Raw genomic sequence first — 26,282 nt, 5'->3', positions numbered from 1 at the left:
CTTTAAGAATTTTTAATTTCCAAGGAGTCAACTTTTTTTATGAGCTCATCTTTTAATTGCTTTGGATTGAATAAAATTGGTAATAAATGAGGACTGGACTTTTCTCTAAAATAAAAAATACCTGGGATTATAGGGAAAAAGAATTTCCATGATATCCAGTTCTTGAATGGAAAAGTTCTAATCTCTTTCCCTAATTGTAAAACGATAAAATCATCATTTGTTACTTTTATTCTTAAGGTGAATGATTGAAGTAATAAAAAAAAGCTAAAGGAAGCAAAAACTATTGTTGGCAAAGAACCGATATTCAAAAACAAAAGCATAAAACTTAAAACTATTAGAATGATTGGCAACTGAAATGATGGAGATATTATTACTGGTTCCTCTTTTTTTGATTTAGTGTTAAACATAGGATCATCCAAATAAAATTTGTGTTAGAAATACATCCATTAAAGATACAGTAACGAGAGTCATTACAACTGCCCCTGTTGTACTTGTTCCAACTTCTTTTGGACCTCCTTTAGTCGTAAGTCCGTATCCACAAGCAATGATTGCAATAAGTAGTCCGAACACTACAGATTTTATTAACATTGAAGTTAAGTCAGTGCTGGTTAAGCTCACATTACCTGATCTTACAGATGTCCAAAAAACAATTGGAGGAACTTTATAAAAAATTGTGCTCCAAATCTGTCCGCTCCATAAAGCTACAGATAAAAACAGAAGACACTGTATTGGAGACATTATTACCATTGATAGTAATCTTGGGACCACCAAATATTGGACTGGTTCGGTCCTTAACATTGTTATTGCCTCAATTTGTTCTGTGACTTTCATGGTACCCAATTGAGCAGCATATGCAGTTGCAACCTTTCCAGTCATTAAAGTAGCAGTTAGAAGAGGAGCCATTTCTCTCGCCATGCCTACAGCTAATAAACCTCCAATTTCACTTGAAACCCCCATGCTTGTGAGTTGTGATGCAACTTGAATATTAAAAACTGTACCTGCTGCAATTCCTGTAATTAATACAATTAATAAACTGCCAGGGCCTGACTCCATAAGTTGGTCAAAGAGATCATTTTTGGAAATTTTACCCTTAAAGATAAAATTAATTGCTTGCCCGCCAATGATTAAGCTGCTTAGAAGTCTTTTGAAAAAATTATGGGAATACATATCTTTATATTAGTTTGTAATTAATTTTCGATCCCATTTTCTCATGATTAAAAGACCAATTATTACCAATATTGAGGGTATAAAACCAATACATAATCTAATAGTTAATTGTGCTGAGTAGCATTGTTCAACAATATTTTGACCACCTTTATCAACAATGCATGATTGATAGCCTGATAAATACAATAAAAATCCTAATAATTGAACACTAAACGCGATACCAATCTTCTGAATAAGTACCATCCAAGCAGTATATAATCCTGCAGGTTTCTCTGGGTCTTCGTCTATTGCATCAGGAAGTAGTGACCAAGGGATAAGAAAAGCGGTTGAAGCTCCTACTCCAATAAGACAGATTATGAAAATTAAAAGAATGAAGAGAAATATGTTGCCGGCATTTAGGAATAAACTATCTCCAACTCCTGAAATTTTTGATAGTGAAGGTAAAAATAAAGCTGCCGTACATGAAACAATCCACATAATCGCTCCATAGTTTAAAGCTGAAATCCTGTTCAATTTATTCGATACTCTGGTCCATATTTGTAAACCCACTAAAGCGCTAATTTGGAAAGGTATCGGGATCCACTTCGCAATATATGTTGGAACATTCAGTACATCCTCTACATAGATTAACGATACTGTTTGCATCAACTGTAAGGCGCACCAGAGGAGAATATAAAGTGTAATAACTTTTAGAAATTTTTTATTTCTGAAGATCCTTTTGAATTGAAGTGAAATAGCTTCAACTTTTCCTGAAGGCATTCTTGCTTTTTTGGCAAATGGAGCTAATCCCCAACAAGAAATCAATGTTGCAGCAACTGCAATACATCCGCTTATTTTACCCATTAAAAAATATTCATTATTTGCTGATCCTTCAGAACCTAATACAACTCCAGCAATTATTAAACCAGTTAGTCCTGCAATTATTGAGCCAGTAAATCTAGATGCGTTTAGTCTTGTTCTTATTGCTGTTTTTTCAGAAATTTCAGTAGATAGAGCTGCAAAAGGGAGATTAATACTCGTATAAGCAGTCATTACGATTATAGAAATTATTGCATAGTAAATAGTCTTGGTTAGTACGGAGCCAGCGGGTGTCCACCATATCGCAGCTAAAGAGAAACCAAGGGGCACAGATGCTACTACCATCCATGGGATTCTAGGTCCCCATCTTGATTTAGTACGATCACTTAACCATCCAATTAACGGATCATTTACTGCATCCCATATCTTTATTAACATTAATAATGAACCTGCAATTATTACTGGTAAACCAGCAGAAATAAAGAATTTGAATAGAAAAAAACCAAATTGCGTGGCGACTAAACCTGTACCTGCATCTCCTAGTCCATAAGAGAACATTAATCTTGTTGTTGATCTAGTAATATTTTTTTTCGAGTGTGAATTTTCCAATCTTTTTGCTTTGTTGATTGTTTGATAATGTATTATTGCAATGGTAATTCTATTACTTAATGCGGGCGTGGTTTAGTGGTAAAACCTCAGCCTTCCAAGCTGAAGATGCGGGTTCGATTCCCGCCGCCCGCTTTAGAATAAATTATTTTTTGCCCCAAATACTTCTTCTGAAATTATTAATAAAGAGCTTCTACTCTTTATTGAAACAAATTTTTCATCAATAGTTAAGGGTTCAAAAATTTTAGACATGCTAGTGTCAATAACTTTTAACCAATTATATTTACATTTCGGCAAGGGGAAATTGATACTTTTTGAATATGCATTTAAACCGATCCAGACCAGTGGATTAGTAATTCCTTTGTTAATGCTAAAAGCAACTGTGTGAGACCAACTACTCCAATCGGGATTATCTAATTTTGTTCCATGCCAATGATATGTTGGAATATTTTCATTAGTTTTATTCTTAGGGAAGAATGGTGGATTAAAAATGTTTATTAGTTCTTTTCTGATTTTTATAACGTATTTAAAATATTCTAATAATTCCAAATCTTGATGACCATGTTCCCAATTCATCCAGCCCAATAAATTATTTTGACACCAAGAATTATTGTTGCCGCCTTGTGATCTTCCTATCTCATCACCCATAAGTATCATTGGAACACCTCTAGAGATAAGTAAACTAAGAATAAGATTTTTTTGTTGTCTTTTTCTTAAATCATTAATTAATAAGTTTGTAGTTGGTCCCTCCTCCCCATGATTCCAAGAATTGTTATGGTTATCACCATCTCTGTTTTGCTCTCTGTTGGCAAAATTATGTTTTCTATTGAAAGTTACTAAATCTTTCAGAGTAAATCCATCATGCGAAGTAATAAAGTTTATTGATTTTGGGAAAATATTATCTTCTTTATAAATCGATGGAGAGCCTTTGATTTTATCGCTCATATTCCAAGCTGTATCTTTATCCCCCTTCCAAAATCTTCGCAAATCATCTCTAAAATGACCATTCCAAGTGAAAGTATTCTTAGATGGAAAATCCCCTAATTTATATAAACCACCACAATCCCATGGCTCACTTATAAATTTTATATCAATAAGTTCTGGTTCACATTCTATATCTTCAAAAATCGGAGGATTATCAAGTGGTGAGAGATTTTCGCCTCTTGATAGGGCAATCCCTAAATCAAATCTAAAACCATCAACTCCTAATTCACTCGCCCAACATTTTAATGATTCAATTATTAGTTTTCTAACTAATCCTCTGTTTGCTGCAATAGTATTACCACATCCCGAGACGTCCTGATAATTTTTATCTTTTCCAATAAAGTAATAAAGATTTTCATCTATACCTTTCCAAGATATTGCTGGACCTTTGGAATCACCTTCGGAGGTGTGATTATACACAACATCTAAGATGACCTCAATGTCTGCTTTGTGACATTCCTCTACAAATCTTCTAAACTCCTCTCTATTCTCTTCGGCGGATTCATTCGAAAGATATTCAAAATGCGGAGTAAACCAATTAATTGGACTATAACCCCAAAAATTTTTTAGACCGTTTGGGGCATCAGTAGGATCAAAACAAAAAATTGGAAGTAATTCAATTGTTGTAATACCAAGTTCTTTGAGATACGGAATTTTTTTTAAAAATTTCTTAAAACAACTTTCATCTCTATCAGTTGATTCAGTAAAAGCTTTGATGTGAAGTTCATAAATAATTGTTTCTTCCCAAGAATGTTTTGGTCTTGGATAATCCTTAAAATTAAATAATTTCCTATCGCAAACAACGCTTTTAAGACAAGAATTAGTATTTTCATGCGTTTTTAATGAATTTTCTCTTTTATAACTCCCCCATCCGGTTATACCCCTTGAACATGGATCAAGTAATACTTTTTTTTTATAGTTATTATTAATTCCATTATTTTTTTGTTTCACTCTAAAAGCATAAATGCAACCTTCATTTAGATTTTTTATTTCCGCATGCCAGTAAGGACCTTTATTGTGAGTCTGATCTAATTTGAATATGCTTTTTGGGAAAATAGAGTCTTCTCTCTCAAACAATAATATTTCTACATATTCAGCATTTGTGGCTATTAAGGAAAAATTTACCCCTTGTGAAGTTAGAGAACTCCCTAAAGGAAATGGTTTACCTTTATTGAGATGAATCACTTTCTCTTAATCATTGATTATTTAAATATTGAGATAATTTATTTAAATTACTGATATTTGAATAATAGATGCAAAATTGAAAAAAAACTCAAATTTAAGGCTTCACTAATCAACTTTATTAGATCTTGGACAGTATTAATTTTTTCATTTATGGCAATTTATCCATCCATCTATTCAGTGAATGAAATGATTTAGAGAGAAAGTTTAATAATGAAGAAAACCAGCTTTTTCTTGATTTCAAAATACAAATTGTGTTTTTTCATGTGATGAGAAGGAAATATATCTGAAAATTAATAAAACATAATAAATAGCTCAAATTCTTAAATTCACCCCCCTTTTAAATTTTTTCCCTTCGCTAAATGAAGTTAAATTTTTAATGCTAAATCCAGTGCCACTAAGGCTTTTTGCTATTCTCTAAATGAAGAGGCTATTTTTTATAAATGAAAAAGCGTGGCTACAAAAAACAAATAATGTTGCTAAAAATGTCCCTAAAATTTGTATAAAGCTTTGCGCCGCCGGCATTTTCGGTTGCCGTATTTGTATTTGCTCCATATGATGTGAAAGTTCGAGGTTTAAAACTCGATTTAAATCTTTTTTTAACCCTTAGCTTTAATTTAAATTTCAATGAACAAAGCTGATTTAGTAAATCTTGTAGCAGCTCGTACGGAGCTCACAAAAACGGATGTTTCTTTAGTTGTCGATGCAGCTATTGAAACTATTGTTGATTCAGTAGTGGAAGGCAAAAAAGTCTCTTTACTAGGATTTGGCTCTTTTGAACCAAGAGATCGTTCTGCAAGACAGGGATTAAACCCTAAGACAGGCGAAAAAATAGCAATACCCGCTAAAAGAGTTCCAACATTCTCTGCAGGTAAACTTTTTAAGGATAGAGTTCAAGGGTAATCTTTTTAATCTATTTCTTCCTTTAATAACAAGGTGCTCTTTTAGAGCATCTTTTTTTTATTGCAATAAAATGCAATTAGATCAATGACCAAAACTTCTGCCGAAGTATCCAAAATTTTGAAATTTTAAAAAGTAATGAAATTTTTAACTACTTTATTCTTAAAACTTTTATTATTATCAAATTTCCTTATGGCAGAAACAATACCAACAAAGTCTAAGATTTTAAAACAATTTAGTGATTGTTTTGCAGATTCCCGAACCCAATTATGTGAAGAATTAGTTTCTGAAATAGAAAAACTTCAATTAGTAGTATTTGATCAAAATAGATTCAAATGTCAATCAAGTTTATTGGGGTTGCAAACGGAAATTATTGAAGCTTATTTTTTTAATAATTTCTCTAATGAGAGAATTTCACTAATGATCCCATATGTGATTAAAAATTGTTAATTATTAAAATAATTAATTTTTTTGGAATATTATAAATTTGTTATTTAATTTGTAATGGTAAAAGGTTTTTCTGATAATGAAGTTAAGAATAATACTCAAAATACGCAAATAAAAGAAAAAAAAGGCTTAGCTGGTTTTCTTAAAGGCAAGAAATTTACCTACACTTTGCCAGGTAAAAAACAAATAAACATTTTTGGGTCAATTGTGATAGGCTTAAATATAATTTTAGTATTGCTAGTCATCCTGTATTTAAAGAATCAAGAATTCCATGACTTTGTATTTAATTTAGGCCGTTAGCTATATTTTTAGATCGAAAAAATTTATTAGATGATATATTTAAACTTTAGAATATCTTATGAAGGTGTTTAATTTAGTTTCTCAAGTATTTTTTTTGTTAATAACTGTTCTATTTTTGATATATTTTCTAACAGGTTACGACTCTGCTTTTGAGGCAGATCAAATTTGTCATTCATATCTTTCTAGTTACGATAACCCATCTGTAAATTATGGTTGTGATCATGATACTGAGACTCATCAGTGGATACTTTACGAGTCCAATGAAAGTAAAGAACCAGCAAAAATTATTAAGAAATTCAGGTACAAGTTTTTATAAATCAATTTTCTTGTAAAAAAACTTGGCAGATACAATTGAAATAATCGCTGTAACCGTGAAAGTAAGATATTGATATATGCTTCCTTCTAAGTAGATTTTATTTTTATATAGAGGAAAATCGACTAAAGATCCTATAGTGCCCCAAATAATTACCCATACAGATATGTATAAGAATACTTTTATTGGATTAGATTTTTTTGCTTCCATATTTAATTAATACCAAAAATTGAAGAAGTTACAGGTCTGCCGCTAAAAACTAACTCGGTTAATATGAGCATTAAAAAGCCGATCATTGCTGCTCTACCATTTACAAGTTCAGCACTGCTATTAAATCCAAAAACATTTTTTACTTCATCTCCCTGGTTATCTACCCATTTTGAGTATTCATTATCAGTTGATGATGTATTAGTAAAATCATCTTTTTGATTTTCTATTGAAGCGCCGTTTTCTTGCATAAAGTTTTTTGCATATTCTAGTAATCTTAAAACTAATTTATTATTAAATTAAGGTCTAAATTATAAAAAAAATTAAGACAAAAAGTATTATCCATAAAAATTGTAACCTCAAAATTAATTGACAAATATATTTGATGTTCTTTCCAGTGCAAATATCTCCATTCGCATTGATTATTGGCTTCTCAATAATCTCATTTTTATATTTACTTTTACCACCCAATTTTATACCAGAAATATAAGCAAATATAGCTTCTGAAATCCCAGCATTAGGCGAATCATATTTTTTACCATCAAGATAGCTTTTTTTTAGGATTGATCCATACTCATTTATTTTGGGACTAACTAAAGGTAATGTGATTAAAACTAATCTTGAAGGAACAAACGTAAACATATCTTCGATTTTTGCACTGAAAAAACCTAAATATCTAAAATAATCATATTTGTAACCTATCATTGAATCTAGAGTACTTATAGCTTTATAAGAAAAACCAAGAGATAAAGGGCCTGGCAGAAAAATTGAAAATTTCATCAAAAAAATTCCAATAAAAATCCAAAATAATGGCCCAAATATTCCATCAACAGAATTTTCGGTAAGACTCTCTGTACTTGATCTCAAAAGATGTTCTAAAGAAGATGAACTTACATCCCTACTTACTATCCTTTGTACCTTCTCTTTGATTATTCTTTTATTTTGGTCATTATTTTCTTCGCGTTCTACTAGCGCTGCAATTTCTTTAACACTTGAAATAAGTCCCTTAGTCGCAATACAACTTGAAAGTCCAAAAAAAATTAGCAATCCACAAAAAAAATTATTTCTTGATTGAAAATAAATGAGTTCTATCAATTTACCTAAACCAAAACTCATTCCAATGGTTGATATGGCTACGATCAAACCTCCCCAAAACAATATATTTTTATTTTTCCCACAATTATTTATGAGGTAATCAGATATTTTTTTTATGTAAAAGCCAATTACTTGAACTGGGTGGATTAAAAATCTTGGATCGCCGATTAAAAAATCAAAACCAATCGATCCAAGGAATATTAAAAATAAATTTATTTCAGCCAACTGAACATCGAGCGCAGACTTTTACCCACTTTCTCAATTTCATGTTTTGAGTTCTCCTCTCTTAATTTTGTCATTAATGGTTTGTCCTTATCGCATTCTTCGACAAAATTCTTAGCGAAAGTTCCATCTTGAATATCTTTTAGGATTTTCTGCATTTCTTTCTTTGTATCACTATTGATAAGTCTTTTACCACTTACATAATCTCCATATTCTGCAGTATTTGAAATGGAATCTCTCATTTGAGATAAGCCTCCCTTCACCATTAAATCAACAATAAGTTTAACTTCATGTAAGCATTCGAAGTAAGCAAGTTCGGGTTGATAACCTGCCTCAACAAGAGTTTCGAATCCTGATTTAACCAGTTCTGATAATCCTCCGCACAAAACCGCTTGTTCGCCAAATAAATCAGTTTCTGTTTCTTCTTTAAAGTTTGTTTCAAGAATCCCAGCTCTCGTTCCGCCAATCCCTTTAGCGTAAGCCATTGCCAATGATCTTGCACTTCCGGAAGAATCCTGCTCAACTGCAAACAGTGCTGGAACTCCTTGACCATTCTGATATTCCCAACGAACAGTGTGTCCAGGTCCTTTTGGGGCAATCATTACAACATCCACAAAACTAGGAGGCTTGATTAGTCCGAATCTTATATTGAAGCCATGAGCAAAACTTAGTATCTTTCCTTCTTTTAAGTTTGGTTCTATTTCTTTAAGGTAAACGTCTTTCTGAAACTCATCGGGGAGGAGAATCATAATCCAGTCTGCTTTTTCGCAAGCTTCAGAAACGCTAAATACTTTTAGACCATCGCTAATAGCTTTGCTTTCAGACTTACTTCCTTTATATAATCCAACAATTACATCCATACCGCTATCTTTAAGATTTAGGGCATGTGCATGACCTTGTGATCCATATCCAATAATCGCTATTGTTTTATTATTTAAAAGACTTAGATCTGCATCTGTGTCGTAAAAGAGTTGGGTCATTAGTTGTAGCTTCTTTGCATTTGATAATTAATATTTTAGACATTAAGGTGGCAATAAACCAAAAAAATTATTAATTTAAAAAATTAAAATTAAAATATTAATTTAGAAAGTTTAAGACTGATTTGCTTCGCTTGGATGTGTGATTACTCTATCAATTAATCCATAATTTTTTGCTTCTTCCGCACTTAGAAAATAATCTCTATCAGTATCCTTTTCAATTTTCTCAAATGATTGGCCTGTCATATCTGCCATAGACATGTTTAACATATCTTTAATTCTTAAAATTTCCTTAGCTTCTATTTCAATATCACTCGCTTGGCGTTGAGATGTCCCTCCTAAGGGTTGATGAATCATTATTCTGCTGTGGGGCAAAGCAACTCTTTTACCTTTTGTACCAGCGGCCAATAGGAACGCTCCCATGGAAGCTGCGAGGCCTACGCATATGGTTACTACATCACTTTTTACGTATTTAATAGTGTCATAAATTGCTAAGCCAGCAGTTACTGATCCTCCTGGGCTATTTATATACAGATAGATAGGTTTGGAATTATCATCAGAATCTAAATAAAGCATTTGTGCAACAAGGCTATTAGCAATACCATCATTCACTTCTTGTCCGAGAAAAAGAATTCTTTCAACACCTAGTCTTGTATATATGTCGACCCATCTTTCGTATTGACTTCCTGGAAGTCTGTAAGGCACGCTTGGAGTTCCTATTGGCATGATTTTAAAATAGTTTTGTGAGTGTTAAATTTTATTTGGTAGATCTTTTTGACTTGTAAGTATTCTATCGATAACTCCATAATCTAGGGCTTCTTGTGGGTTGAGATAACTCATCCTGTCAGAGTCTTTTGAGAGTTCTTCGATGGTCTTTCCAGTATTACGAGATAAAATCTCCAGCATTGATTTTTTATTTTTCAAAACTTCCTCAGCTCTTATTTGGATGTCGGTTGCTTGACCTCTCGCTCCGCTTATAGGTTGATGCAAAACAATAGAAGCATGTGGAAGAGCGGCTCGATGTCCCTTAGTGCCAGATGAAAGAATAACTGCGGCAGTCCCCATTGCTTGTCCAATACATATCGTGTGCACTGGAGGCTTAATGTAGCTTATGGTATCGCAGATAGCGAAAGCTTCTGTTTCAAAACCTACGGCGTCACCAGTGTACCAACTTGTCCCAGTTGAATTGATATAGAAATAGATTGGTTTTTCTGGATCCTCAAACTCTAAATAAAGAAGTTGAGCAATGATTAGCTCAGTAACATCCATTCCTAGTTGTCTTTTTGCATCATCATCTGAAAATAATGGTAAACCAAGATAAACAATCCGCTCTTTCAGTAAAAGAGAGGGGAGATCTGGGGGCGGGGTCCTCATAACGGTGTTTTCGCCGTAATAAGGAGCAGATACAGTCATTTGTATCACAAAATTAAGATTAAATTGATTCTAGCTAGATTTAGCCCTGTGTCGCTGGTGATTTAAAAGATTTGTTTGACTCAGGATTATTTATTAGTTTTCCAAAGACCATTCTTCCAGTGGGAGTTTGTAATGCTCCTGTGATGACAATATCTAATCTGGTACCAACAAAATTCTTTGCCTCATCAATAACAACCATTGTGCCGTCATCTAAATATCCAATACCTTGCATTTTCTCTTTACCTTCTCTCACGATTTTTATATTAAGTGACTCTCCTGGCTGTACTTCTGGCCTTAAAGCAATAACCAAATCACTCAAATTCATAACTTTTAATTCTTTAACTTCAGCTATCTGTGAGAGATTATAGTCAGCCGTAATTAAAGTTCCTGTCATATCCTCGGTAATTTTAAGGAGTTTTTCATCTACCCCATTACCTTCGTACTTTGTTGGGTTTATTACAAGTCTTCTCCCATATAAATCTCTTAATTCTTTTAATAACTTGAGACCTCTTCTGCCTTTCGACCTTTTTTCATTACTGCTTGAGTCAGCTAAAGTTTGTAATTCATCAATTACACTTTGAGCAACAATTAATTGTCCTTCCAGTAAGCCGCAACTTAATAGACCATTGATTCTTCCATCAATAATTACGCTAGTATCTAGAATTTTTGGACTTGCAGCAGGGAGAATTCCTTCATTGACTAGATATGCATCAGTGTTATTTGGATTGAATAATCTCAATAATGTCCTTCCATGGGTATCTGCCAACTTATAACCAAGTACACCAAAGAAAATGTTGCTTAATATAGCTGCTAATGGTTTTGCGAAAAAAACCTCTCTAGGGAAGGGAATTAATAGTATTGGCGCTAATAGGAGATTCGCAACAAGTAATCCTAAAATTAATCCAACAGACCTACTAATTAGTAAGTCCGTAGGCATTGTTCTTATTTGATCAAGAAAAGTCTTTCTAAGTTGAAGGAATACAAAACCAGCTGCTAATCCTACAAAAAAACCAATTATTGCTAAAACAATTCTAAAACCTTCTACATTAGATACCTGTTTGAGTATGTCTACTGGCAATAAATCAACACCAAGCCACCCTGAAGCAGCCCCAGACAATACAAATAAAATTAATACTAAGATATCTGTCATATCTATAATCTACTAGGATTTATTAATTGAGTAAATAAGGATTTTATTTTTTTCGATCCTTAATACTTTTTTGGAGCTTAAAAATGAATTTAGATTATGAATAAGTTTCCAAGAAGTGCTTATGTGCACATTCCTTTTTGCCACAGAAGGTGTTTTTATTGTGATTTTGCAGTTATTCCATTAGGAAACGAAGTTGAAACTTTAAAAGGTTATGGAAGCAAAACAGTTCAGGAGTATTTGCAATTTTTATATAAAGAAATATTGTCAATTAAGCATAAATCACCTCTATCGACAATTTATATAGGAGGTGGTACACCATCAATCTTAGATCCTGCCCAAATCAAAGAATTGGTTAATCTTTTTAAAGAAAATTATGGAATTGACTATGGTGCTGAAATTACTATGGAGGTTGATCCAGCAAGTTTTACTCAAGATGATCTTTTCGGATTCATAAATGCTGGGATAAATAGATTTAGTCTTGGAGTACAAAGTTTTAATAATCAGATACTTCAAAAGTCGGGAAGGCGTCATTTGAAAGAAGATGCAGTGAAATCTTGTTTATGGTTGAAGAGAGAATATGATAACGGGTTAATAAAAAGCTGGAGTCTAGATTTAATTCAAAACTTGCCACTAAGTGGATTTAAGGAATGGCAAGATGACTTAAAAAAAGCAATTACATTTTCACCACCTCATCTATCTATTTACGATTTAAATATTGAAGATGGCACTGTTTTTAAAAAATTAATTAATTTAGGCAAATTAAAACTTCCAAGTGATGAAGAAGCTTTTAGAAATAGTGAATCAACACATTTAATTTTAAAAAAATCAGGGTATTCAAGATATGAAATCTCAAACTATTGCCTTCCGCGACACCAATCGAGACATAATAGAGTTTATTGGAGTGGTTTAGGCTGGTGGAGTTTTGGTCAAGGTTCCACTAGTTCACCTTGGGGAGAAAAGTTTACTCGACCAAGAGTTAGTAAAGAATATAAAGAATGGGTAACAAGACAAGACGAATTTAATTTAGATTCATCCCTAACTAATAAGGGGTTTGTTTATAAAGAACTTGATGAGAAAATAATGTTGGGATTAAGACTTAAAGAGGGTGTAGATATCAAAGAAGTGTTTAAAGAGCAAAACTGGGAAAACAAAAAATTGGAAAGCAACTTCAGTAAATTGGTTGAAGAATGGGAGAGATTTCTTGAAAGTGGACTACTAGTAAGAAAGGGGAATAGATTCTTTTTAAGTGAGCCTAATGGCATGGAACTTAGTAATCAAATTCTTGTCTCTATGTTTAAGTGGTGGGATGAGATTAACTAAGCCTTTCAGAGTCTACCCATTCTTTTAATTTATCCTTAAATAATTTCTTTCCTTGGATAATTGGTTGGCAAAATGGGGGTTGATCATCATTGAGGCCTAGCAAATCTGCTGTAACTCTTACTTGCCCATCGCAATAATTACCTGCGCCGATACCTATTGTGGGAATTGTTAATGAATTTTGTATTTCCTTAGCAAGCAAATCAGGAATATGTTCAAGAACTATTGAAAAACATCCTAATTCTTCAAGAATTGAAGCCTCTTTCTTAATTTTTTCTTGGCTTGCCAAGCTTTCTCCTTGTTTTCTTAATCCAATATTTAGATAGCTTTGTGGTGTAAGACCTATATGACCCATAACAGGGATTCCCATTCTTATTAATCTAGAAATAACTTTTTGTATTTCTGGTTCAGCTCCTTCCACTTTTACAGCTTTTGCATAAGTGCTCTGAATGATTTTCCCTGCATACTCAACAGCCTTATCCTCGCCACATTGGTAAGTCATAAAAGGCATATCTGAAACGACTAGAGGTTGTTCCTCAATTTTTTTCTTAAATCCTCTTGAAACAGCATTAGTATGATAAATTATATTTTCTAAAGTTATTGGCAATGTTGATTGGTATCCTAAGCAGACCATTGCTAATGAATCTCCTACTAGTACGAGATCAACATTTGCTTGTTCTGCAATAGATCCTGATATGGAGTCCCAAGCAGTTAGTGCAATGATTTTGCGAGATTTTTTTTTATAATTAACTAGGTCTGAAGGTAACATAATAATTTTATGTATCTTTTTTAATCAAGAATTGCTAATATAATTTTGACTCGGCCTTTCGCGGTTTTAACGCCTAAACCTGGTCAGGACCGGAAGGTAGCAGCCACAAGGGATGCTTGAGGCAGGCGAGATAACCGAGTCACTCTATTTTACCTTTTAACCTATATCTTTTTTATTTTGCCTTAATCTCAAAAACTCGGGAATACTTGCTCCTGATTCTTTATTGTCTGAATAATTATATAAGGGTTGATTAGATAATCTGTTTTTTATTCTTTGCTGGTTTAATGGTTGAGTTGTTTCAAATCCTGTAGCAATTACAGTAACTTGTATCTCCCCTTCCATCGCCTCATCGACCACTGCACCAACAATAATATTCGCTTCTTGATCAACAACATCATAAATAATTTCAGATGCAGAGGTCATGTCTTCTAATGTCATGTCTTTGCCTCCAGTAATATTTATAACGCAGCCTTTAGCTCCATCAATTCTTGCTGCTTCTAATAAAGGACTATTCATTGCTGCCTGGGCTGCCTCTATAGCTCTCGATCTTCCTGAACCTATACCTATTCCAAGAAGTGCAGTGCCAGCCTCAGTCATAACTGATCTAACGTCTGCAAAATCAACATTAACTAATCCTGGGCAAGTAATTATGTCACTAATGCCTTTGACTCCCATTCTTAGAACATCATCAGCATTCCTAAATGCTTCTTGAAGAGGAGCTCCTGCTATAACGTCTTTTAATCGGTCATTTGGAATAACTATAAGAGTATCAACGTTTTCAGCTAGTCTTGCGATCCCTTCCTCTGCTTGACGCATTCTTCTTTTCCCTTCAAAAGAAAATGGTTTGGTTACTATTCCTACTGTTAAAGCACCACTTTGTTTGGCTACTTCTGCAACAACGGGAGCAGCACCTGTACCAGTTCCGCCGCCCATTCCAGCGGCTATAAAAACTAGATCAGATCCCTCTAAAGCTTGTTGAAGCTCTTCTTTGGATTCTTCGGCTGCTTTTTGCCCAATACTTGGATTCCCACCTGCACCTAAACCTCTAGTGAGGTTTTGTCCAAGTTGAACTCTACTTTCTGCAGAAGATTGTAGTAGGGCTTGAGCATCCGTATTGAGGACTCTAAATGAAACACCTTCTAAATCACTATTTATCATTCTATTGACTGCATTACTGCCACCACCACCTACACCAATAACTTCTATTTTGGCGTTTTGGCTTGGAAGGATTTCTCTCGATTGATCAAAGTTTGGATTGTTACCGAAGCTCATCTCTTAATAGGAATCTTTTACTAGTATTGGGTGCATTATGAACTTACTGCGCTCATATGTAGGAATTTGTTGAAGAAAATCCTTAAAATATTTATTTATTAAATATTTTGTTTTGAATGCAAAACCCATATCAACACTACAATAATTAAAAAAAATTACTCAAAATCCTTTTTCAAATATTAGGGTTTGAACACTTTTATTTTTGGTTTATCTGGATTAGTAAGATCAATATTATCTATTTTTTTTGAAAAGTTATTTTTCTTAAATTCATTTTTAAGATAATTGATTTTTTGAAATTGATTGTTGATTAAATTTGGCTTTAATCCTAAGAATATTGTTTTTAAATCTTTTTCCTCAACAGTTAGAAACCCATCGGATGAAAAAGTTATTTTAACTATCTCTAATTCATAATTATCTATGGCAATAAAAATTTCAGATAATATTTTTTTAAATTTTTCTTTCCAACCAAAAACTTTTATGGTTAATTTTTTCAAATTTTTTTCATCCACATTTTGTTTATTTATAAAAATTCCATCTTTATCAATGAAGCCTAATATTTTTTCGTCGTTTAATATTCTCTCACCGTAAGCTATTGGAGTTCTTGAATTAATTTGAACTTTCAAACCAAAAGGAAATAGTTCTCTGCTTACCGAAACATTCTTGAGAGATAAATTTTGTTTTAACTCTTTTTCTAGCAAATTAGTTTCAACAAAAATTAATCGGATAGGAAAATTTAAAGATGAATTTTGTATCACATCATTTTGCGCAAATAATTCACTACCAGAAATCCTAATGTCCTGAGTATCAACTTTTTTGAGTGTTTTTATGCTTAATAAGCTTGTTAAAAATAAAAATGAAATTAGAAAAAAAAAGCTTCTATTTTTGATTCCTTTTTTGTTTTTCACAAATCACATCGAGCTTTTTCCATCAGTTGATCCATCCATTCTCTCGCTTGCTCTGCATCTGAAAATGGTACATCCATCTCTTTCCCATCCCCTACTAATCTCAACCTGCACTTACCTTGAGATTCACTTGTTAGAGGAGCTTCACCTGAAGTTAGTGCCATTAGTTCAACTAATTCCAGTTTCTTGATCGTAAAACAATCTTTTTCTTCAAATTTGCCAGCTTCAAATGCGCTCCACTTTAACTCCCCATTTTTTAAAGACGCTGCACCTGAACTATCCAACTTGCACAGTTCAGAATCACTAGCCCAACTTCTAAAAAGATTTTGCCTTCTTCTTTCTAACCATCCAAGTGCAGTTAATAAAATGAAGATTAAAAGTAATGGTAACCAAAGTAGTCCATGCAACATTTTATTTAAATTACAAATCTAAAGATATATCTACCAGTTTAGCCACAAGTTGTTCAATTTTTAAACCTGAAGCTTCCCAAAGCATTGGAAACATACTGTTTTTTGTAAAACCAGGAATTGTATTTATTTCATTTAGTAAAATTTTATTTGAAGATTTTTCTAAAAAGAAATCTACTCTTGCAAAACCGAAAATATTTAGTGCTCTACAACTTTTAATAGCAATTTCTTTAATTTCGTTTGTGATTTTAGAATCTATTTCGGCTGGGATAATTATTTTATTATTTGAGTGATATTTTGAATCGTAATCATACCAATCACTTTCGTAATTTACCTCGCCTATTTCAGAGGTTATGAGTTTTGAATTCCCAATTATTCCGCATTCAATTTCCCTTACCTCTAAACCTTCCTCTATTAAGATTCTTGGATCAATTCCCCAAGCCTTTTCTAATGCTAGTAATATTTCCGATTCATTTTTGACTTTGGAGATGCCAAGAGATGATCCAGAGTTCGATGGTTTAACAAAAACAGGAAATTTTAATTTTTTTAAAATTTCATTAATAATTTTATTTTTTACTTGTTTATCGTTGAGATCTTCATTTTGAAAAACTAGGTAATTAACTTGTGGCAGTTTATGATTTGAGAAAATTGTTTTCATCAATATTTTATCCATTCCAAGTGCAGAGCCAATAATTCCGCACCCGACTAAAGGTTTCTTTGTAAATCTAATTAAGCCATGAATTGATCCGTCTTCACCATTAAATCCATGTAAAAGAGGAAACCAAACATCAATATTTTGAAATTCTATTCCGTCAAGGAAGTTAATTTTTTCTTGATTAAAAATTTCTTGTTTTTTTGTTTTATAGTTTTCAATTTCACCAGTTAGGATTTTTTCTGAAATATCACTATCAAGCCAATCTCCATATTTGTTTATGTAAAAGGCTTTAACTGTAAAGCGTTCTCTATTTATTTGTGCTTTAAATGCTTTAAAAACTGTTTTTGCAGAGGATATCGATACTTCATGTTCATTGGAATGCCCGCCAAATATTAACCCAATACATTTTTTCTTTTCCCCGATCATTTAAAAAAAATTTTTATAAAGAAAGTTCTCCTGTTAAAGAAAAAGGTCTTGCTTCATTTATTCTGACATTTATCTCATCTCCCAAAGAAAAATTAAAGTTAATGTTTTTGGGAATCTCTACGAAAGTTAATCGATTTGTTCTAGTTCTTCCCATAATTTGAGAGGAATTTTTTGGATTTAAACCCTCAATTAAAACGCTTTCGATATTATCGATATATCTTTGATTTCTACTCCTAGCAGTTTTCTCGACCAAATCATTAATTTCCTGTAATCTAGCTTTTTTTACCTCTTCCGAAAGTTGATTCGTCCAAACTGCTGCAGGCGTATTTGGTCTTGCAGAGTATGCTGCTGTATTCACCTGATCAAAGCCAATTTCTGATATAAGCTTTAATGTATCTTGGTATTGTTTCTCGGTTTCTCCTGGAAAAGCAACTATCGCGTCAGCTGTGATTGATGCATCTGGCATTAATGACCTTATGTTCTCGATAATATTTTTATACTTTTTAATAGAATATCCTCTGGACATTTGCTTTAAAATTTCATCATTTCCACTTTGGAAGGGGATATGGAAATGTTCACAGACTTTATCAAGTTCATAACAAGCTTGAATCAACCTTTTTGAAAAATATCTTGGATGACTAGTAGCAAATCTTATTCTGCGAATTCCTTTAACATCATGAATATAATACAAAAGATCAGTTAGGGTATTCTCTTTTCTACCCTCTTTTGTAGTTCCTGGAAGGTCTCTACCATAAGCATCAATGTTCTGACCCAAAAGAGTAATTTCTTTGAAATTATCATCAGCTAATTTTTGGATTTCACTTTTTATCGCATTTGGATATCTTGATTGCTCTTTTCCTCTGACAGAGGGGACTACACAATATGAACATCTTTCATTACATCCATAGATGATATTAACCCAGCCACAAATAGAGCTTTCTCTCCTGGCACTTGTTATATCTTCAGATATGAAGGTTTCTTCTGTAGCAACAACTTGATTTCCTAAATCAACTTTCCCCAGAAGATTCTCAAGGTTATTTACATGTTGAGGGCCCATGACTAGGTCAAGTTCTGGGACTCTTCTTAGTAAGGATTCTCCCTCTTGCTGAGCAAGGCAACCTGCAACAACAAGTTTTAATCTAGGTGTTTTGTGCTTTCTTTTTGCTTGTCTTCCTAGAAAGCTATAAACTTTTTGCTCTGCATTGTCTCTAATAGTGCATGTATTGTACAAGACCAAATCGGCATTTAATTCATTATCTGCTCTGGTGTATCCCATTTTCTCTAATGTCCCTGCCATTCTCTCAGAATCAGCCTTGTTCATTTGGCATCCAAATGTGGTTATCCAATAACTGCCAGTAGTTGAATCCTTTTGAGTTTTTATTTCGTCTGATTTTGTTTTTGTTAGCACTTTGCTAGGAATTTTTTATGATTCTTTAATTCAAAATTACAAGTTAAATAATTTTGCTGCAATATTTTTGAGGGCGAGCGAGGGGATTCGAACCCCCGAATAGCGGCGCCACAAGCCGCTGCCTTAACCACTTGGCGACGCCCGCCTCACATTTATAAATTTAACAACTCAAGGGTAATTTTTCATAGTTATTTTTATCTTTTAGAGAAATTTGAATTATTTTCTAATTCGGTAAAATTTTCTTATGATTTAAAATAAAAGAAAACTTAAAAAAACTTGAGTAATTCCGGCACAGCTGAGGTTCTTATTCCCAGAAGTCTTTTTGTAATAGAAGATATAGATAACCTCATTATCGATGTAGAGGATTTATGTTCAGTTTCAATTAGTTGGGAGGATGGATTTGTTTCTGAGTTAAAGCCTTTAAAAAATAAAATTACAAAACCAAAAAATATTTTATTCCCAAGATTTGTTGAACCGCATTCGCATTTTGATAAATCATTTACATGGGCAGCCTTTCCTAATCTGGAATCAAACTATGGAGGAGCATTATCAGCAAATCTTCAAGAACATAAAACTAGAAGTACAGATAAGGTTCTTGAAAGAGTTGATAAATCATTAAAACTTGCCATACAAAATGGATACCGAGCAATAAGAAGTCATATTGATACATACAAAGGTCAATCTATTGATATTTGGAGTGAACTTTTTAAATTACAAAAAAAATTTTCATCTGAGTTGACTTTACAATACGTTGCTTTAGCTCCATTGGAATTTTGGAATACAACTGATGGAGAAGATTTGGCAAAAATGTTTTCTTCTAATGGAGGCATTTTAGGGGGTGTTGTTGTACCCCCTTTCAATAAAAAAGACACAAGCAAATTTCTAGCAAAGATGCTTCTTCTTGCGAGTAAAAATAAATTAGAAATTGATTTGCATATAGATGAATCAATTATTGAACCTGGAGCTGGAATAAAAGTTTTATTAGAAACAATCGAAAATTTAAATATTAATAGTATTCCGATCACTTGTAGCCATTTGAGTAGTCTTATTTCTCTAACTAATAGAGAGATTTTAAAGTTAGGGGAGAAAATGGCTGAGAGAAATATTAAAGTTATTGCCTTACCACTAACAAATTTTTGGCTGCTCAATCGAAGTAATAAAACTACTTCATTAAAAAGACCAGTTGCGCCAATAAAGCAATTACAAAATTCACATGTTGATGTATCTCTTGGTAGTGATAATGTGCAAGACCCTTGGTACCCATTTGGTGATTTTGACCCTTTTTATACGTTGTCTTGCTCGATGCCTATGCTTCAACTAAATCCCTGGGAGAGAATGACTCTATCTTCTATTTTTTTAGCTCCAAGCAGATTATTAAATTTAAAATGGGATGGTTTAATTAAAAAAGGTTGTCCTGCTGATTTTGTGATTTTAGATGCACAAAGATGGGCAGATGTTTTTTCGAGAAATTTAAAGAGAAAAGTATTTATAAACGGCGATTTATATTGTTAATTGGCTAATTTATATACAAACCATAAAAATTTTTATTAATGATATCAATATCAAAACTCAAATTTATAGACAAATTTAGAGAAGTCGAAAACTTAGAGATTATTGAAAATAAATCTGATGTAAAAAGACTTTCAAAAGATTTTTATAACTACTCTCCAATCCTTACTGAAAAATTAGATGAATGTATTGCTGATTTGGTGGTAAGACCTAGTGATCACAAAGCGGTAAAGGAAGTAGCAGAAATTTGTTGGGAATTATCTATCCCACTTACTTTAAGGGGTTCAGGTACAGGTAATTATGGACAAGCTGTCCCATTATTTAAAGGAGTTGTAATGCAGATGAGTCAATTCAATAAGTTAGAAGAATTTGATCCATCCACAGGCTTTGTAAAAGTACAGTCTGGCTGTGTTATGGGAGATTTGAATAAACAATTAGAGAAATATGGGAGGGAATTGAGGTTACTTCCTAGTACTTGGAAAACTGCAACAATTGGAGGTTTTATTGCAGGTGGATCAGGAGGTATTGGTTCCATTAGATGGGGATTTTTAAGAGACCCAGGAAATCTTATAGGTTTAGAGGCAGTAACGATGAATGAAAAACCTGCATTATTAAAATTTGATGCTGAAGAATCCGAACCTCTAAATCATGCTTATGGGACTAATGGAATAATTACTTCTTTATTACTTGCTACTGATATCAAACGTAAGTGGTACTCATTAGTTATTGACTGTATTGAATTTGAAAAAACAATAGAAATATTAAAAACTCTTACTAGCGCAGCAATCAACCTGAAATTAGGAGCAATTCTTGAAGAGGAAATTGTAGATCAAATGCCAAAATGGTTTAAAAGTAAATCTAGAAGTCACAAGGTATTAATTCAATCTACTTTTGGAGGAATAAAAACCATCGAGCTAATTTGTAAAAAATTTAAAGTTGAATCTACCCTACTTGGGGAAGAAGAAAAGCTCGTGAATGGAATTTCTGAAGTCGTATGGAATCATACAACTCTTCATATGAGGTCTAGGGATAAAAATTGGACTTATTTACAGATGCTTTTGCCACTTAATAATGAAATAGAATTAATTAATTTTTTGAGAAAAAAATGGGGTAAAAAAGTTCTTTGGCATTTAGAGGCAGTTTCTCAACAAGGATCACCGCGATTAGCGGCTTTGCCTGTATTAAAGTGGAACGGGGCAGAAGAATTAAATGAAATAATGGAAGATTGCAAGAAACTTGGTGCTTTTATTTTTAATCCTCATGTTTTAACAGTTGAAGGCGGAGGTCTCGGAGTAGTGGATGCAGATCAAGTAAAAGCGAAATTAAGATTTGATCCTAAAGGGCTTTTAAATCCTGGAAAATTGGAAGGTTGGGAAGTAAAAGAACAATTTAAAATTTAATTTTTTTCTTTATTCGCAAATTTAATAAATTCAGCAACTAAAAAAATAGAACCTGTTAGAACAGGATGATTAGGTGGCCATTTTTCTAGGGAAAATAAATACTCAATGGCAAGTTCAAATGTTTTAAATTCAATTGTTTTTTGAGGGACAATTTTTTTAATATGTGAGAGATCGTTTAATTGCCAACTAGGTTGGTTTGGGACTGGCACAAGTAATAAGTGATCACTTTTCTTTAGAAGTGTTTTTAATATTGCGTAAATATCTTTTTGTCTTTGGACACCCAAAATCCAATAAATTCCTTTATCTTCATTCTCCCAATTGCTTCGCTCATGAGAGAGTGCTTTAGCAGCAGGATAATTATGCGCACAATCTACAAGAATTTCTTTGTTCAAATAATTTATTATTTCTAACCTACCTTTCCAAGATGTCTTTTTAAGACCTTCAGATATATATTTCTCTTTTATATTAAATCCCAAATTATTCAGCGCTTCAATTGCACCAACAGCTACTGAGGCATTTTGCTTTTGAAAAATTCCTTTTAATCCAATCTCAAAGCTGCTTGTGATTGCATCTTTCCAGATAATTTCTGCTCCAACCTCTTGAACTTTTTGGGTTATTAAATTTTCAACTTGACTATTTTGTTTGCATGAGATGACGATTGCGTTTTTTTCAATAACTGCTAATTTTTCTTCGGCAATTTTTTCAATCGTATCTCCGAGAAATTCTTTATGGTCTAAGCCAATATTCCCAATAGCAATTATTGGTCTAAATTTATGGGCTGTTGTCGCGTCTAATCTTCCCCCTAAGCCAGCTTCAAGAATGAGCAATTCAACTTTTTTATTGTCAAAAAAATTCAGTGCGCAGCAAATGATTTTTTCAAAAGGAGTTAATTCAAATGTTGAAAATTTTTTTTCTATTAATCTATAGATTTTTTCAAAATCAGTTTTGTTAATATTTTTTTTATTAACTCTGATTCTCTCGCATATGTCCAAGAGATGAGGTGATGTCGTTACACCAAAATTCCTTTTAGATTCAAAAAGTATACTTTCTAAATATGCCGCGATTGATCCTTTCCCATTGGTTCCAATAATTTGTATCGCTGGAATATTCTCGCAAGGATTGCCAAGTTTTTGAAGTGCTTTTTTAATTCTTGATAAGCCTAAATTGATATTATCCCTTTCATATTTAGGTGATAATAATTCAAAAGTTTTTAAATTTGCATTTTTCAAAATTTAAATTGCTATAACTCTCCAAAAATTAAATTTAGCTTATCCAAAAGAATATTAATTTCTCTTCGAGATATAACTAATGGTGGGACAATCCTTACAACATTTCCTCCTGCCGGAACCACCAGTAACCCTTTATCAAAAGCTTTTAATGTAATTTTTTTTGCATCAACATAATCTTTATTGATTACAAGACCTTGTATTAAACCTAAACCTCTTTTACCGGTAATAATATTTGGAAATTTTTTTGATAATTCTTCAAATCCAGCACTTAATTGTTCCCCCCTTAGATAAACATTATTGATAAGATTTCTTCTATTTATTTCTTCTAATACAGTTAGGGCAGCTTTACAGGCGAAAGGGTTACCCCCAAATGTACTTGCATGATCTCCTGGATAAAAAATATTGGCTTTTTCTTTTACTAATAATGCTCCAATTGCATGACCTCCTCCTAATCCTTTAGCAAGGGTGAATCCATCAGGTTCAATGCCTAAATTCTCATAACCCCACATTTTCCCAGTTCGACCTACTCCACTTTGAACCTCATCTAAAATTAGGAGAGAATTATATTCATCACATATATTTCTCAGACTTTTAAAAAATATTTTGCTTCCAGGAATTACGCCACCTTCACCTTGTATTGGTTCAACTAAAACGCCTGAAATTTTTTGATTATTATTTTCACACTCTTCAAATAATTTTTTTACCGAATCAAAATTGTTAAATTTAAAAAATTTGAACCCTTGAATCAATGGTTCGAAGCCTTTTTGATATTTGGGCTGTCCAGTAGCACTCAATGCTGCCAGCGTCCTTCCATGAAAGCTGGATTCTGCAGCGAGAATAATCGATTCTTTACCCTTATTTATTGTATTACCATATTTTTTAATTAATTTAATTGCTGATTCATTTGCTTCCGCACCACTGTTGCAGAAGAAGACACTTTTGGCGCAACTTATATTTGTTAAAGTTCTGCTTAATTGTTCTTGTTCTTCAATGTTGTAGAGATTGGAAATGTGCTGAATCTTTCTTAGTTGAGTTGATAGCCTTCTTCTTAAAACTCTATCGCTATGGCCAAGACTACAAGTTGCTATACCAGCGACTGCATCAAGATATTTTTTACCTGTTTTGTCCCATAGCCAACAACCTTTTCCTTTTTTGAAAGATATATCGAATCTACTATATGTATTCATCAAAGTGGGAGCGGTCGGACTTGAACCGACATACCCGAAGGTGCCGCATTTTGAGTGCGGTGCGTCTACCAATTCCACCACGCTCCCAAGGCTTTTGCAAAAATGAACTTTTTTATTATAACAAAAATCAACTCATTGACTATTGTTTTTGCCAATGAACAGTTATCAAGATAACGCTTGTTAATTGCTAATCTTTTTGCTAAAAAATAGAATTATATTTATTGAATTTCTGACAATAATTAAGATTAAAATGATATTATTGACATATACGGTACGTTTTTGTAACAGTTGCCCAGTTTAAAGCCTGTTTACGGGAGTGAAACTTCATATTCAGTAATATTATGTTATATTTAAAAAAAAACTTAAATGTCTAAAATTAAAGCAAAAAAATTATCTTTAAGATTTGCTCCCTATCTTTTCATTGCAGTCACAATTTTGACAGCATTTGGATCTAATAGCGGAACATGGGTATGAATGATCTCAAGATTAGTGGTTTAAATAAAATTTGGTCAAGTCGCTTTTTAGTGTTGTTTATCATATTTTTAGGCTGCATTTCACTCATTAATATTGCTTACGTTTAAACATTTATATAGTTTTCAAGCTTTTTGTAATTTAGGCTGCTTTATATCGAGGAATATCTGCTGGGTCTGAACTCGTCTTAAATTCCTTATTTTTCAAAGTTTTTTTGTTAAACTCTCTGGTAATTTTTATACCCAATATTTTTAGTTTTGATTCAAAATTTTCATAACCTCTATCCAAATGCTCTAAACCAGAAATTGTACTAGTTCCTTCAGCTATAATCCCAGCAATTATTAATGCAGCTGAAGTCCTCAAATCAGATCCAACTAGATCCATCCCCTTAAATTTTTTAACACCTTTGATGTGAGCTATGTTTTTGTTTAATTTTATATTCGCCCCCATTTTGTTAAGTAAATGAACATGGTTCATTCTATTTTCGAAAATTGTTTCTGTTATCTTTGATTCACCATTTGCGATTGCCATTAAAGTTGTAAATGGTGCTTGCAAATCAGTTGGAAATCCTGGAAAAGGAGCTGTTTCAATATCTACCCCTTTGATCTTATTACAGTTGATTGTAATTGAATTACCTTTAATCGTAATTTTACTTCCGCTCTCTTGAAGCTTATTCGTGACAGCTTCAAGATGATTAGGAATTACAGGAGATATTGTTATCGAAGAGGAAGTCGCAGCAGCAGCTATTAAAAAAGTGCCAGCCTCTATTCGATCTGGAATTACTTTATGACTACAACCACACAGCTCATTAACACCATCAATAATTATTTTTTCTTTGCCAGAGTCGTAAATTTTTGCCCCCATTTTATTTAGCATTTGGCATAGATCCTGAATTTCAGGTTCTCTTGCAGCATTCTCAATCGTAGTTCTTCCCTCTGCTAATGATGCGGCCATTATTAAAGTTTCAGTAGCTCCTACGCTTGGGCACTTTAATTTGATATGGGTACCAATTAATCTGCTTTTATCTCCTTTTATATTTGCTTTGACAATTTCTTCTTCAATAAGAATTTCCGCTCCTAGTGCTTTAAGCCCATTAATGTGCTCATCTATTGGCCTTGAACCAATATTGCACCCTCCAGGCAAAGGGACTTTAGCTTCTCCAAATTTACTTAATAGTGGACCGATACAAAAGAAACTTGCTCTTAGTCCATTAACAAGTTCATATGGAAGTTCTTTAATAGAAATATTTTGTGAATCTAACTCTAATCTATTGTTTTTTTCTACTATTTTAACCCCTAAATTTCTAAGGATATTAGCCATTTTTTCAATGTCAGTGAGGCGAGGAACATTCTGAAGAACTATTCTTTCATTAGTTAGTAATGATGCAGCAAGTAAAACTAAGGCCGAATTCTTCGCACCACTTATTTCAACGATTCCATTTAATTTGCCTTGGCCAAAAATCTTTAAATTTTGTGATTTAAGATATGACTTATTTTTGCTACCGCAAATCATTAAGACTTAATTTATTAGATTCATGATGACAAACGAAAATTAGTAAGTCCACCCTAT

27 protein-coding genes, 3 tRNA genes and 1 other RNA gene are annotated in these 26,282 nt (G+C 32.8%); 9 read left to right on the top strand and 22 right to left on the bottom strand.

What is annotated here, in order from left to right; translation table 11 throughout:
• Window positions 1-2: 2 nt before the first annotated feature.
• Genes SIB45_RS00725 through SIB45_RS00715 form a run of 3 tightly spaced genes read right to left on the bottom strand, consistent with a single transcriptional unit; the run spans window position 3 to window position 2,523 of the window.
• A complete protein-coding gene (locus tag SIB45_RS00725; protein ID WP_011863439.1) occupies window positions 3-407 on the bottom strand; it encodes a DUF3119 family protein in 405 nt (134 codons plus the stop codon).
• A gap of 4 nt (window positions 408-411) precedes the next feature.
• Complete coding sequence (locus SIB45_RS00720; protein WP_011863438.1) at window positions 412-1,167, bottom strand: MlaE family ABC transporter permease; 756 nt, start codon at window positions 1,165-1,167, stop codon at window positions 412-414.
• 9 nt (window positions 1,168-1,176) lie between these two features.
• Window positions 1,177-2,523 carry an MFS transporter gene (locus SIB45_RS00715; RefSeq protein WP_011863437.1) on the bottom strand — a complete coding sequence of 449 codons (1,347 nt, stop codon included), beginning with the start codon at window positions 2,521-2,523 and terminating at the stop codon, window positions 1,177-1,179.
• A gap of 112 nt (window positions 2,524-2,635) precedes the next feature.
• Between SIB45_RS00715 and SIB45_RS00710 the strand changes: the two genes are divergently transcribed.
• Window positions 2,636-2,706: transfer RNA gene (locus tag SIB45_RS00710), tRNA-Gly, on the top strand.
• On the opposite strand, the gene SIB45_RS00705 is transcribed toward SIB45_RS00710, so the two are convergent.
• Entirely contained in the window at window positions 2,707-4,740 is a 2,034-nt protein-coding gene (locus tag SIB45_RS00705) for a glycogen debranching protein (RefSeq protein WP_413682133.1), read from the bottom strand. It lies immediately after the preceding tRNA gene.
• A gap of 624 nt (window positions 4,741-5,364) precedes the next feature.
• Between SIB45_RS00705 and SIB45_RS00700 the strand changes: the two genes are divergently transcribed.
• The 4 genes from SIB45_RS00700 (at window position 5,365) to SIB45_RS00685 (ending at window position 6,700) form a co-directional block, all read left to right on the top strand.
• The gene (locus tag SIB45_RS00700; protein ID WP_002806330.1) at window positions 5,365-5,640 is read left to right on the top strand and encodes an HU family DNA-binding protein; all 276 of its coding nucleotides are present in this window, start codon (window positions 5,365-5,367) and stop codon (window positions 5,638-5,640) included.
• Between the two features lie 189 nt (window positions 5,641-5,829).
• A complete protein-coding gene (locus tag SIB45_RS00695; RefSeq protein ID WP_225866351.1) occupies window positions 5,830-6,087 on the top strand; it encodes a hypothetical protein in 258 nt (85 codons plus the stop codon).
• 54 nt (window positions 6,088-6,141) lie between these two features.
• The gene (locus tag SIB45_RS00690) at window positions 6,142-6,384 is read left to right on the top strand and encodes a hypothetical protein (protein WP_011863434.1); all 243 of its coding nucleotides are present in this window, start codon (window positions 6,142-6,144) and stop codon (window positions 6,382-6,384) included.
• Window positions 6,385-6,442: 58 nt separating this feature from the next.
• Window positions 6,443-6,700 (top strand): hypothetical protein, encoded by a 258-nt coding sequence (locus tag SIB45_RS00685; protein ID WP_011863433.1) that lies wholly within the window; start codon window positions 6,443-6,445, stop codon window positions 6,698-6,700.
• Here the strand turns inward: SIB45_RS00685 and SIB45_RS00680 are convergent.
• From SIB45_RS00680 to SIB45_RS00650, 7 genes are all read right to left on the bottom strand, one after another.
• Window positions 6,695-6,907, bottom strand: a complete 213-nt coding sequence (locus tag SIB45_RS00680; protein ID WP_041484720.1) for a hypothetical protein — start codon at window positions 6,905-6,907, stop codon at window positions 6,695-6,697. The two genes, SIB45_RS00685 and SIB45_RS00680, sit on opposite strands and share 6 nt — an antisense overlap.
• A 2-nt stretch (window positions 6,908-6,909) precedes the next feature.
• Window positions 6,910-7,155 (bottom strand): chlorophyll a/b-binding protein, encoded by a 246-nt coding sequence (locus SIB45_RS00675; protein ID WP_011863432.1) that lies wholly within the window; start codon window positions 7,153-7,155, stop codon window positions 6,910-6,912.
• Window positions 7,156-7,210: 55 nt separating this feature from the next.
• Window positions 7,211-8,224 (bottom strand): adenosylcobinamide-phosphate synthase CbiB, encoded by a 1,014-nt coding sequence (cbiB, locus tag SIB45_RS00670; RefSeq protein WP_011863431.1) that lies wholly within the window; start codon window positions 8,222-8,224, stop codon window positions 7,211-7,213.
• The gene (gene ilvC, locus SIB45_RS00665) at window positions 8,212-9,201 is read right to left on the bottom strand and encodes a ketol-acid reductoisomerase (RefSeq protein ID WP_011863430.1); all 990 of its coding nucleotides are present in this window, start codon (window positions 9,199-9,201) and stop codon (window positions 8,212-8,214) included. The genes cbiB and ilvC overlap by 13 nt, the downstream gene beginning before the upstream one ends.
• Before the next feature lie 111 nt (window positions 9,202-9,312).
• The gene (locus SIB45_RS00660) at window positions 9,313-9,924 is read right to left on the bottom strand and encodes an ATP-dependent Clp protease proteolytic subunit (protein ID WP_002807795.1); all 612 of its coding nucleotides are present in this window, start codon (window positions 9,922-9,924) and stop codon (window positions 9,313-9,315) included.
• A gap of 24 nt (window positions 9,925-9,948) precedes the next feature.
• On the bottom strand, window positions 9,949-10,611 hold the full coding sequence (locus tag SIB45_RS00655; RefSeq protein WP_011863429.1) for an ATP-dependent Clp protease proteolytic subunit: 663 nt from the start codon (window positions 10,609-10,611) through the stop codon (window positions 9,949-9,951).
• Window positions 10,612-10,651: 40 nt separating this feature from the next.
• The gene (locus tag SIB45_RS00650) at window positions 10,652-11,761 is read right to left on the bottom strand and encodes a PIN/TRAM domain-containing protein (protein ID WP_011863428.1); all 1,110 of its coding nucleotides are present in this window, start codon (window positions 11,759-11,761) and stop codon (window positions 10,652-10,654) included.
• 96 nt (window positions 11,762-11,857) lie between these two features.
• Between SIB45_RS00650 and hemW the strand changes: the two genes are divergently transcribed.
• The gene (gene hemW, locus SIB45_RS00645) at window positions 11,858-13,081 is read left to right on the top strand and encodes a radical SAM family heme chaperone HemW (protein WP_011863427.1); all 1,224 of its coding nucleotides are present in this window, start codon (window positions 11,858-11,860) and stop codon (window positions 13,079-13,081) included.
• On the opposite strand, the gene panB is transcribed toward hemW, so the two are convergent.
• Window positions 13,074-13,847: a 3-methyl-2-oxobutanoate hydroxymethyltransferase gene (gene panB, locus SIB45_RS00640; RefSeq protein WP_011863426.1), complete on the bottom strand. Its 774-nt coding sequence runs from the start codon at window positions 13,845-13,847 to the stop codon at window positions 13,074-13,076. The genes hemW and panB overlap by 8 nt on opposite strands.
• 47 nt (window positions 13,848-13,894) lie before the next feature.
• Here panB and ffs point away from each other — a divergent pair.
• Window positions 13,895-13,991: signal recognition particle sRNA small type (ffs, locus tag SIB45_RS00635), an RNA gene on the top strand.
• Window positions 13,992-14,003: 12 nt separating this feature from the next.
• Here ffs and ftsZ read toward each other — a convergent pair.
• The 6 genes from ftsZ to SIB45_RS00605 form a co-directional block, all read right to left on the bottom strand.
• Complete coding sequence (gene ftsZ, locus SIB45_RS00630) at window positions 14,004-15,119, bottom strand: cell division protein FtsZ (RefSeq protein ID WP_011863425.1); 1,116 nt, start codon at window positions 15,117-15,119, stop codon at window positions 14,004-14,006.
• Between the two features lie 179 nt (window positions 15,120-15,298).
• Window positions 15,299-16,024: a cell division protein FtsQ/DivIB gene (locus SIB45_RS00625; RefSeq protein WP_011863424.1), complete on the bottom strand. Its 726-nt coding sequence runs from the start codon at window positions 16,022-16,024 to the stop codon at window positions 15,299-15,301.
• Window positions 16,021-16,431, bottom strand: coding sequence for a hypothetical protein (locus SIB45_RS00620; RefSeq protein WP_011863423.1), 411 nt, complete (start codon window positions 16,429-16,431; stop codon window positions 16,021-16,023). The genes SIB45_RS00625 and SIB45_RS00620 overlap by 4 nt, the downstream gene beginning before the upstream one ends.
• Window positions 16,432-16,441: 10 nt before the next feature.
• Window positions 16,442-17,509, bottom strand: coding sequence for a D-alanine--D-alanine ligase family protein (locus SIB45_RS00615; protein WP_011863422.1), 1,068 nt, complete (start codon window positions 17,507-17,509; stop codon window positions 16,442-16,444).
• Window positions 17,510-17,522: 13 nt separating this feature from the next.
• Complete coding sequence (gene miaB / locus SIB45_RS00610; protein ID WP_011863421.1) at window positions 17,523-18,917, bottom strand: tRNA (N6-isopentenyl adenosine(37)-C2)-methylthiotransferase MiaB; 1,395 nt, start codon at window positions 18,915-18,917, stop codon at window positions 17,523-17,525.
• 72 nt (window positions 18,918-18,989) lie between these two features.
• Window positions 18,990-19,062, bottom strand: a tRNA-His gene (locus SIB45_RS00605).
• A 131-nt stretch (window positions 19,063-19,193) separates the two neighbouring features.
• On the opposite strand from SIB45_RS00605, the gene SIB45_RS00600 reads away from it, so the two are divergent.
• Together SIB45_RS00600 and SIB45_RS00595 are read left to right on the top strand one after the other, a co-directional pair.
• Window positions 19,194-20,429 (top strand): amidohydrolase family protein, encoded by a 1,236-nt coding sequence (locus SIB45_RS00600; RefSeq protein ID WP_011863420.1) that lies wholly within the window; start codon window positions 19,194-19,196, stop codon window positions 20,427-20,429.
• Window positions 20,430-20,467: 38 nt separating this feature from the next.
• Window positions 20,468-21,826 carry an FAD-binding oxidoreductase gene (locus tag SIB45_RS00595; RefSeq protein ID WP_011863419.1) on the top strand — a complete coding sequence of 453 codons (1,359 nt, stop codon included), beginning with the start codon at window positions 20,468-20,470 and terminating at the stop codon, window positions 21,824-21,826.
• Here the strand turns inward: SIB45_RS00595 and SIB45_RS00590 are convergent.
• The 4 genes from SIB45_RS00590 to murA form a co-directional block, all read right to left on the bottom strand.
• Window positions 21,823-23,055 carry a bifunctional folylpolyglutamate synthase/dihydrofolate synthase gene (locus tag SIB45_RS00590; RefSeq protein WP_011863418.1) on the bottom strand — a complete coding sequence of 411 codons (1,233 nt, stop codon included), beginning with the start codon at window positions 23,053-23,055 and terminating at the stop codon, window positions 21,823-21,825. The two genes, SIB45_RS00595 and SIB45_RS00590, sit on opposite strands and share 4 nt — an antisense overlap.
• Before the next feature lie 11 nt (window positions 23,056-23,066).
• Window positions 23,067-24,242 (bottom strand): aspartate aminotransferase family protein, encoded by a 1,176-nt coding sequence (locus SIB45_RS00585; protein WP_041484719.1) that lies wholly within the window; start codon window positions 24,240-24,242, stop codon window positions 23,067-23,069.
• Between the two features lie 5 nt (window positions 24,243-24,247).
• A tRNA-Leu gene (locus SIB45_RS00580) sits at window positions 24,248-24,329 on the bottom strand.
• A 525-nt stretch (window positions 24,330-24,854) separates the two neighbouring features.
• Complete coding sequence (gene murA / locus SIB45_RS00575; protein WP_011863415.1) at window positions 24,855-26,225, bottom strand: UDP-N-acetylglucosamine 1-carboxyvinyltransferase; 1,371 nt, start codon at window positions 26,223-26,225, stop codon at window positions 24,855-24,857.
• Window positions 26,226-26,282: the final 57 nt, after the last annotated feature.

The sequence above is a fragment of the Prochlorococcus sp. MIT 1304 genome, assembly GCF_047305015.1.
Classification (GTDB): Bacteria; Cyanobacteriota; Cyanobacteriia; order PCC-6307; family Cyanobiaceae; genus Prochlorococcus_A; species Prochlorococcus_A marinus_E.
The sequence above is the reverse complement of the archived record's forward strand: the minus strand, read 5'-3'. Positions and strand labels throughout refer to the sequence as shown.

Coding starts and splice junctions, on each gene's coding strand:
- SIB45_RS00725 (WP_011863439.1), bottom strand. CDS start 407: ATGTTTAACACTAAATCAAAAAAAGAGGAACCAGTAATAATATCTCCA.
- hemW (WP_011863427.1), top strand. CDS start 11,858: ATGAATAAGTTTCCAAGAAGTGCTTATGTGCACATTCCTTTTTGCCAC.
- SIB45_RS00720 (WP_011863438.1), bottom strand. CDS start 1,167: ATGTATTCCCATAATTTTTTCAAAAGACTTCTAAGCAGCTTAATCATT.
- ilvC (WP_011863430.1), bottom strand. CDS start 9,201: ATGACCCAACTCTTTTACGACACAGATGCAGATCTAAGTCTTTTAAAT.
- SIB45_RS00585 (WP_041484719.1), bottom strand. CDS start 24,242: ATGAATACATATAGTAGATTCGATATATCTTTCAAAAAAGGAAAAGGT.
- murA (WP_011863415.1), bottom strand. CDS start 26,225: ATGATTTGCGGTAGCAAAAATAAGTCATATCTTAAATCACAAAATTTA.
- SIB45_RS00680 (WP_041484720.1), bottom strand. CDS start 6,907: ATGGAAGCAAAAAAATCTAATCCAATAAAAGTATTCTTATACATATCT.
- ftsZ (WP_011863425.1), bottom strand. CDS start 15,119: ATGAGCTTCGGTAACAATCCAAACTTTGATCAATCGAGAGAAATCCTT.
- SIB45_RS00690 (WP_011863434.1), top strand. CDS start 6,142: ATGGTAAAAGGTTTTTCTGATAATGAAGTTAAGAATAATACTCAAAAT.
- SIB45_RS00660 (WP_002807795.1), bottom strand. CDS start 9,924: ATGCCAATAGGAACTCCAAGCGTGCCTTACAGACTTCCAGGAAGTCAA.
- SIB45_RS00695 (WP_225866351.1), top strand. CDS start 5,830: ATGGCAGAAACAATACCAACAAAGTCTAAGATTTTAAAACAATTTAGT.
- SIB45_RS00675 (WP_011863432.1), bottom strand. CDS start 7,155: ATGCAAGAAAACGGCGCTTCAATAGAAAATCAAAAAGATGATTTTACT.
- panB (WP_011863426.1), bottom strand. CDS start 13,847: ATGTTACCTTCAGACCTAGTTAATTATAAAAAAAAATCTCGCAAAATC.
- SIB45_RS00715 (WP_011863437.1), bottom strand. CDS start 2,523: ATGTTCTCTTATGGACTAGGAGATGCAGGTACAGGTTTAGTCGCCACG.
- SIB45_RS00655 (WP_011863429.1), bottom strand. CDS start 10,611: ATGACTGTATCTGCTCCTTATTACGGCGAAAACACCGTTATGAGGACC.
- SIB45_RS00615 (WP_011863422.1), bottom strand. CDS start 17,509: ATGATCGGGGAAAAGAAAAAATGTATTGGGTTAATATTTGGCGGGCAT.
- SIB45_RS00700 (WP_002806330.1), top strand. CDS start 5,365: ATGAACAAAGCTGATTTAGTAAATCTTGTAGCAGCTCGTACGGAGCTC.
- SIB45_RS00650 (WP_011863428.1), bottom strand. CDS start 11,761: ATGACAGATATCTTAGTATTAATTTTATTTGTATTGTCTGGGGCTGCT.
- SIB45_RS00620 (WP_011863423.1), bottom strand. CDS start 16,431: ATGTTGCATGGACTACTTTGGTTACCATTACTTTTAATCTTCATTTTA.
- SIB45_RS00685 (WP_011863433.1), top strand. CDS start 6,443: ATGAAGGTGTTTAATTTAGTTTCTCAAGTATTTTTTTTGTTAATAACT.
- SIB45_RS00595 (WP_011863419.1), top strand. CDS start 20,468: ATGATATCAATATCAAAACTCAAATTTATAGACAAATTTAGAGAAGTC.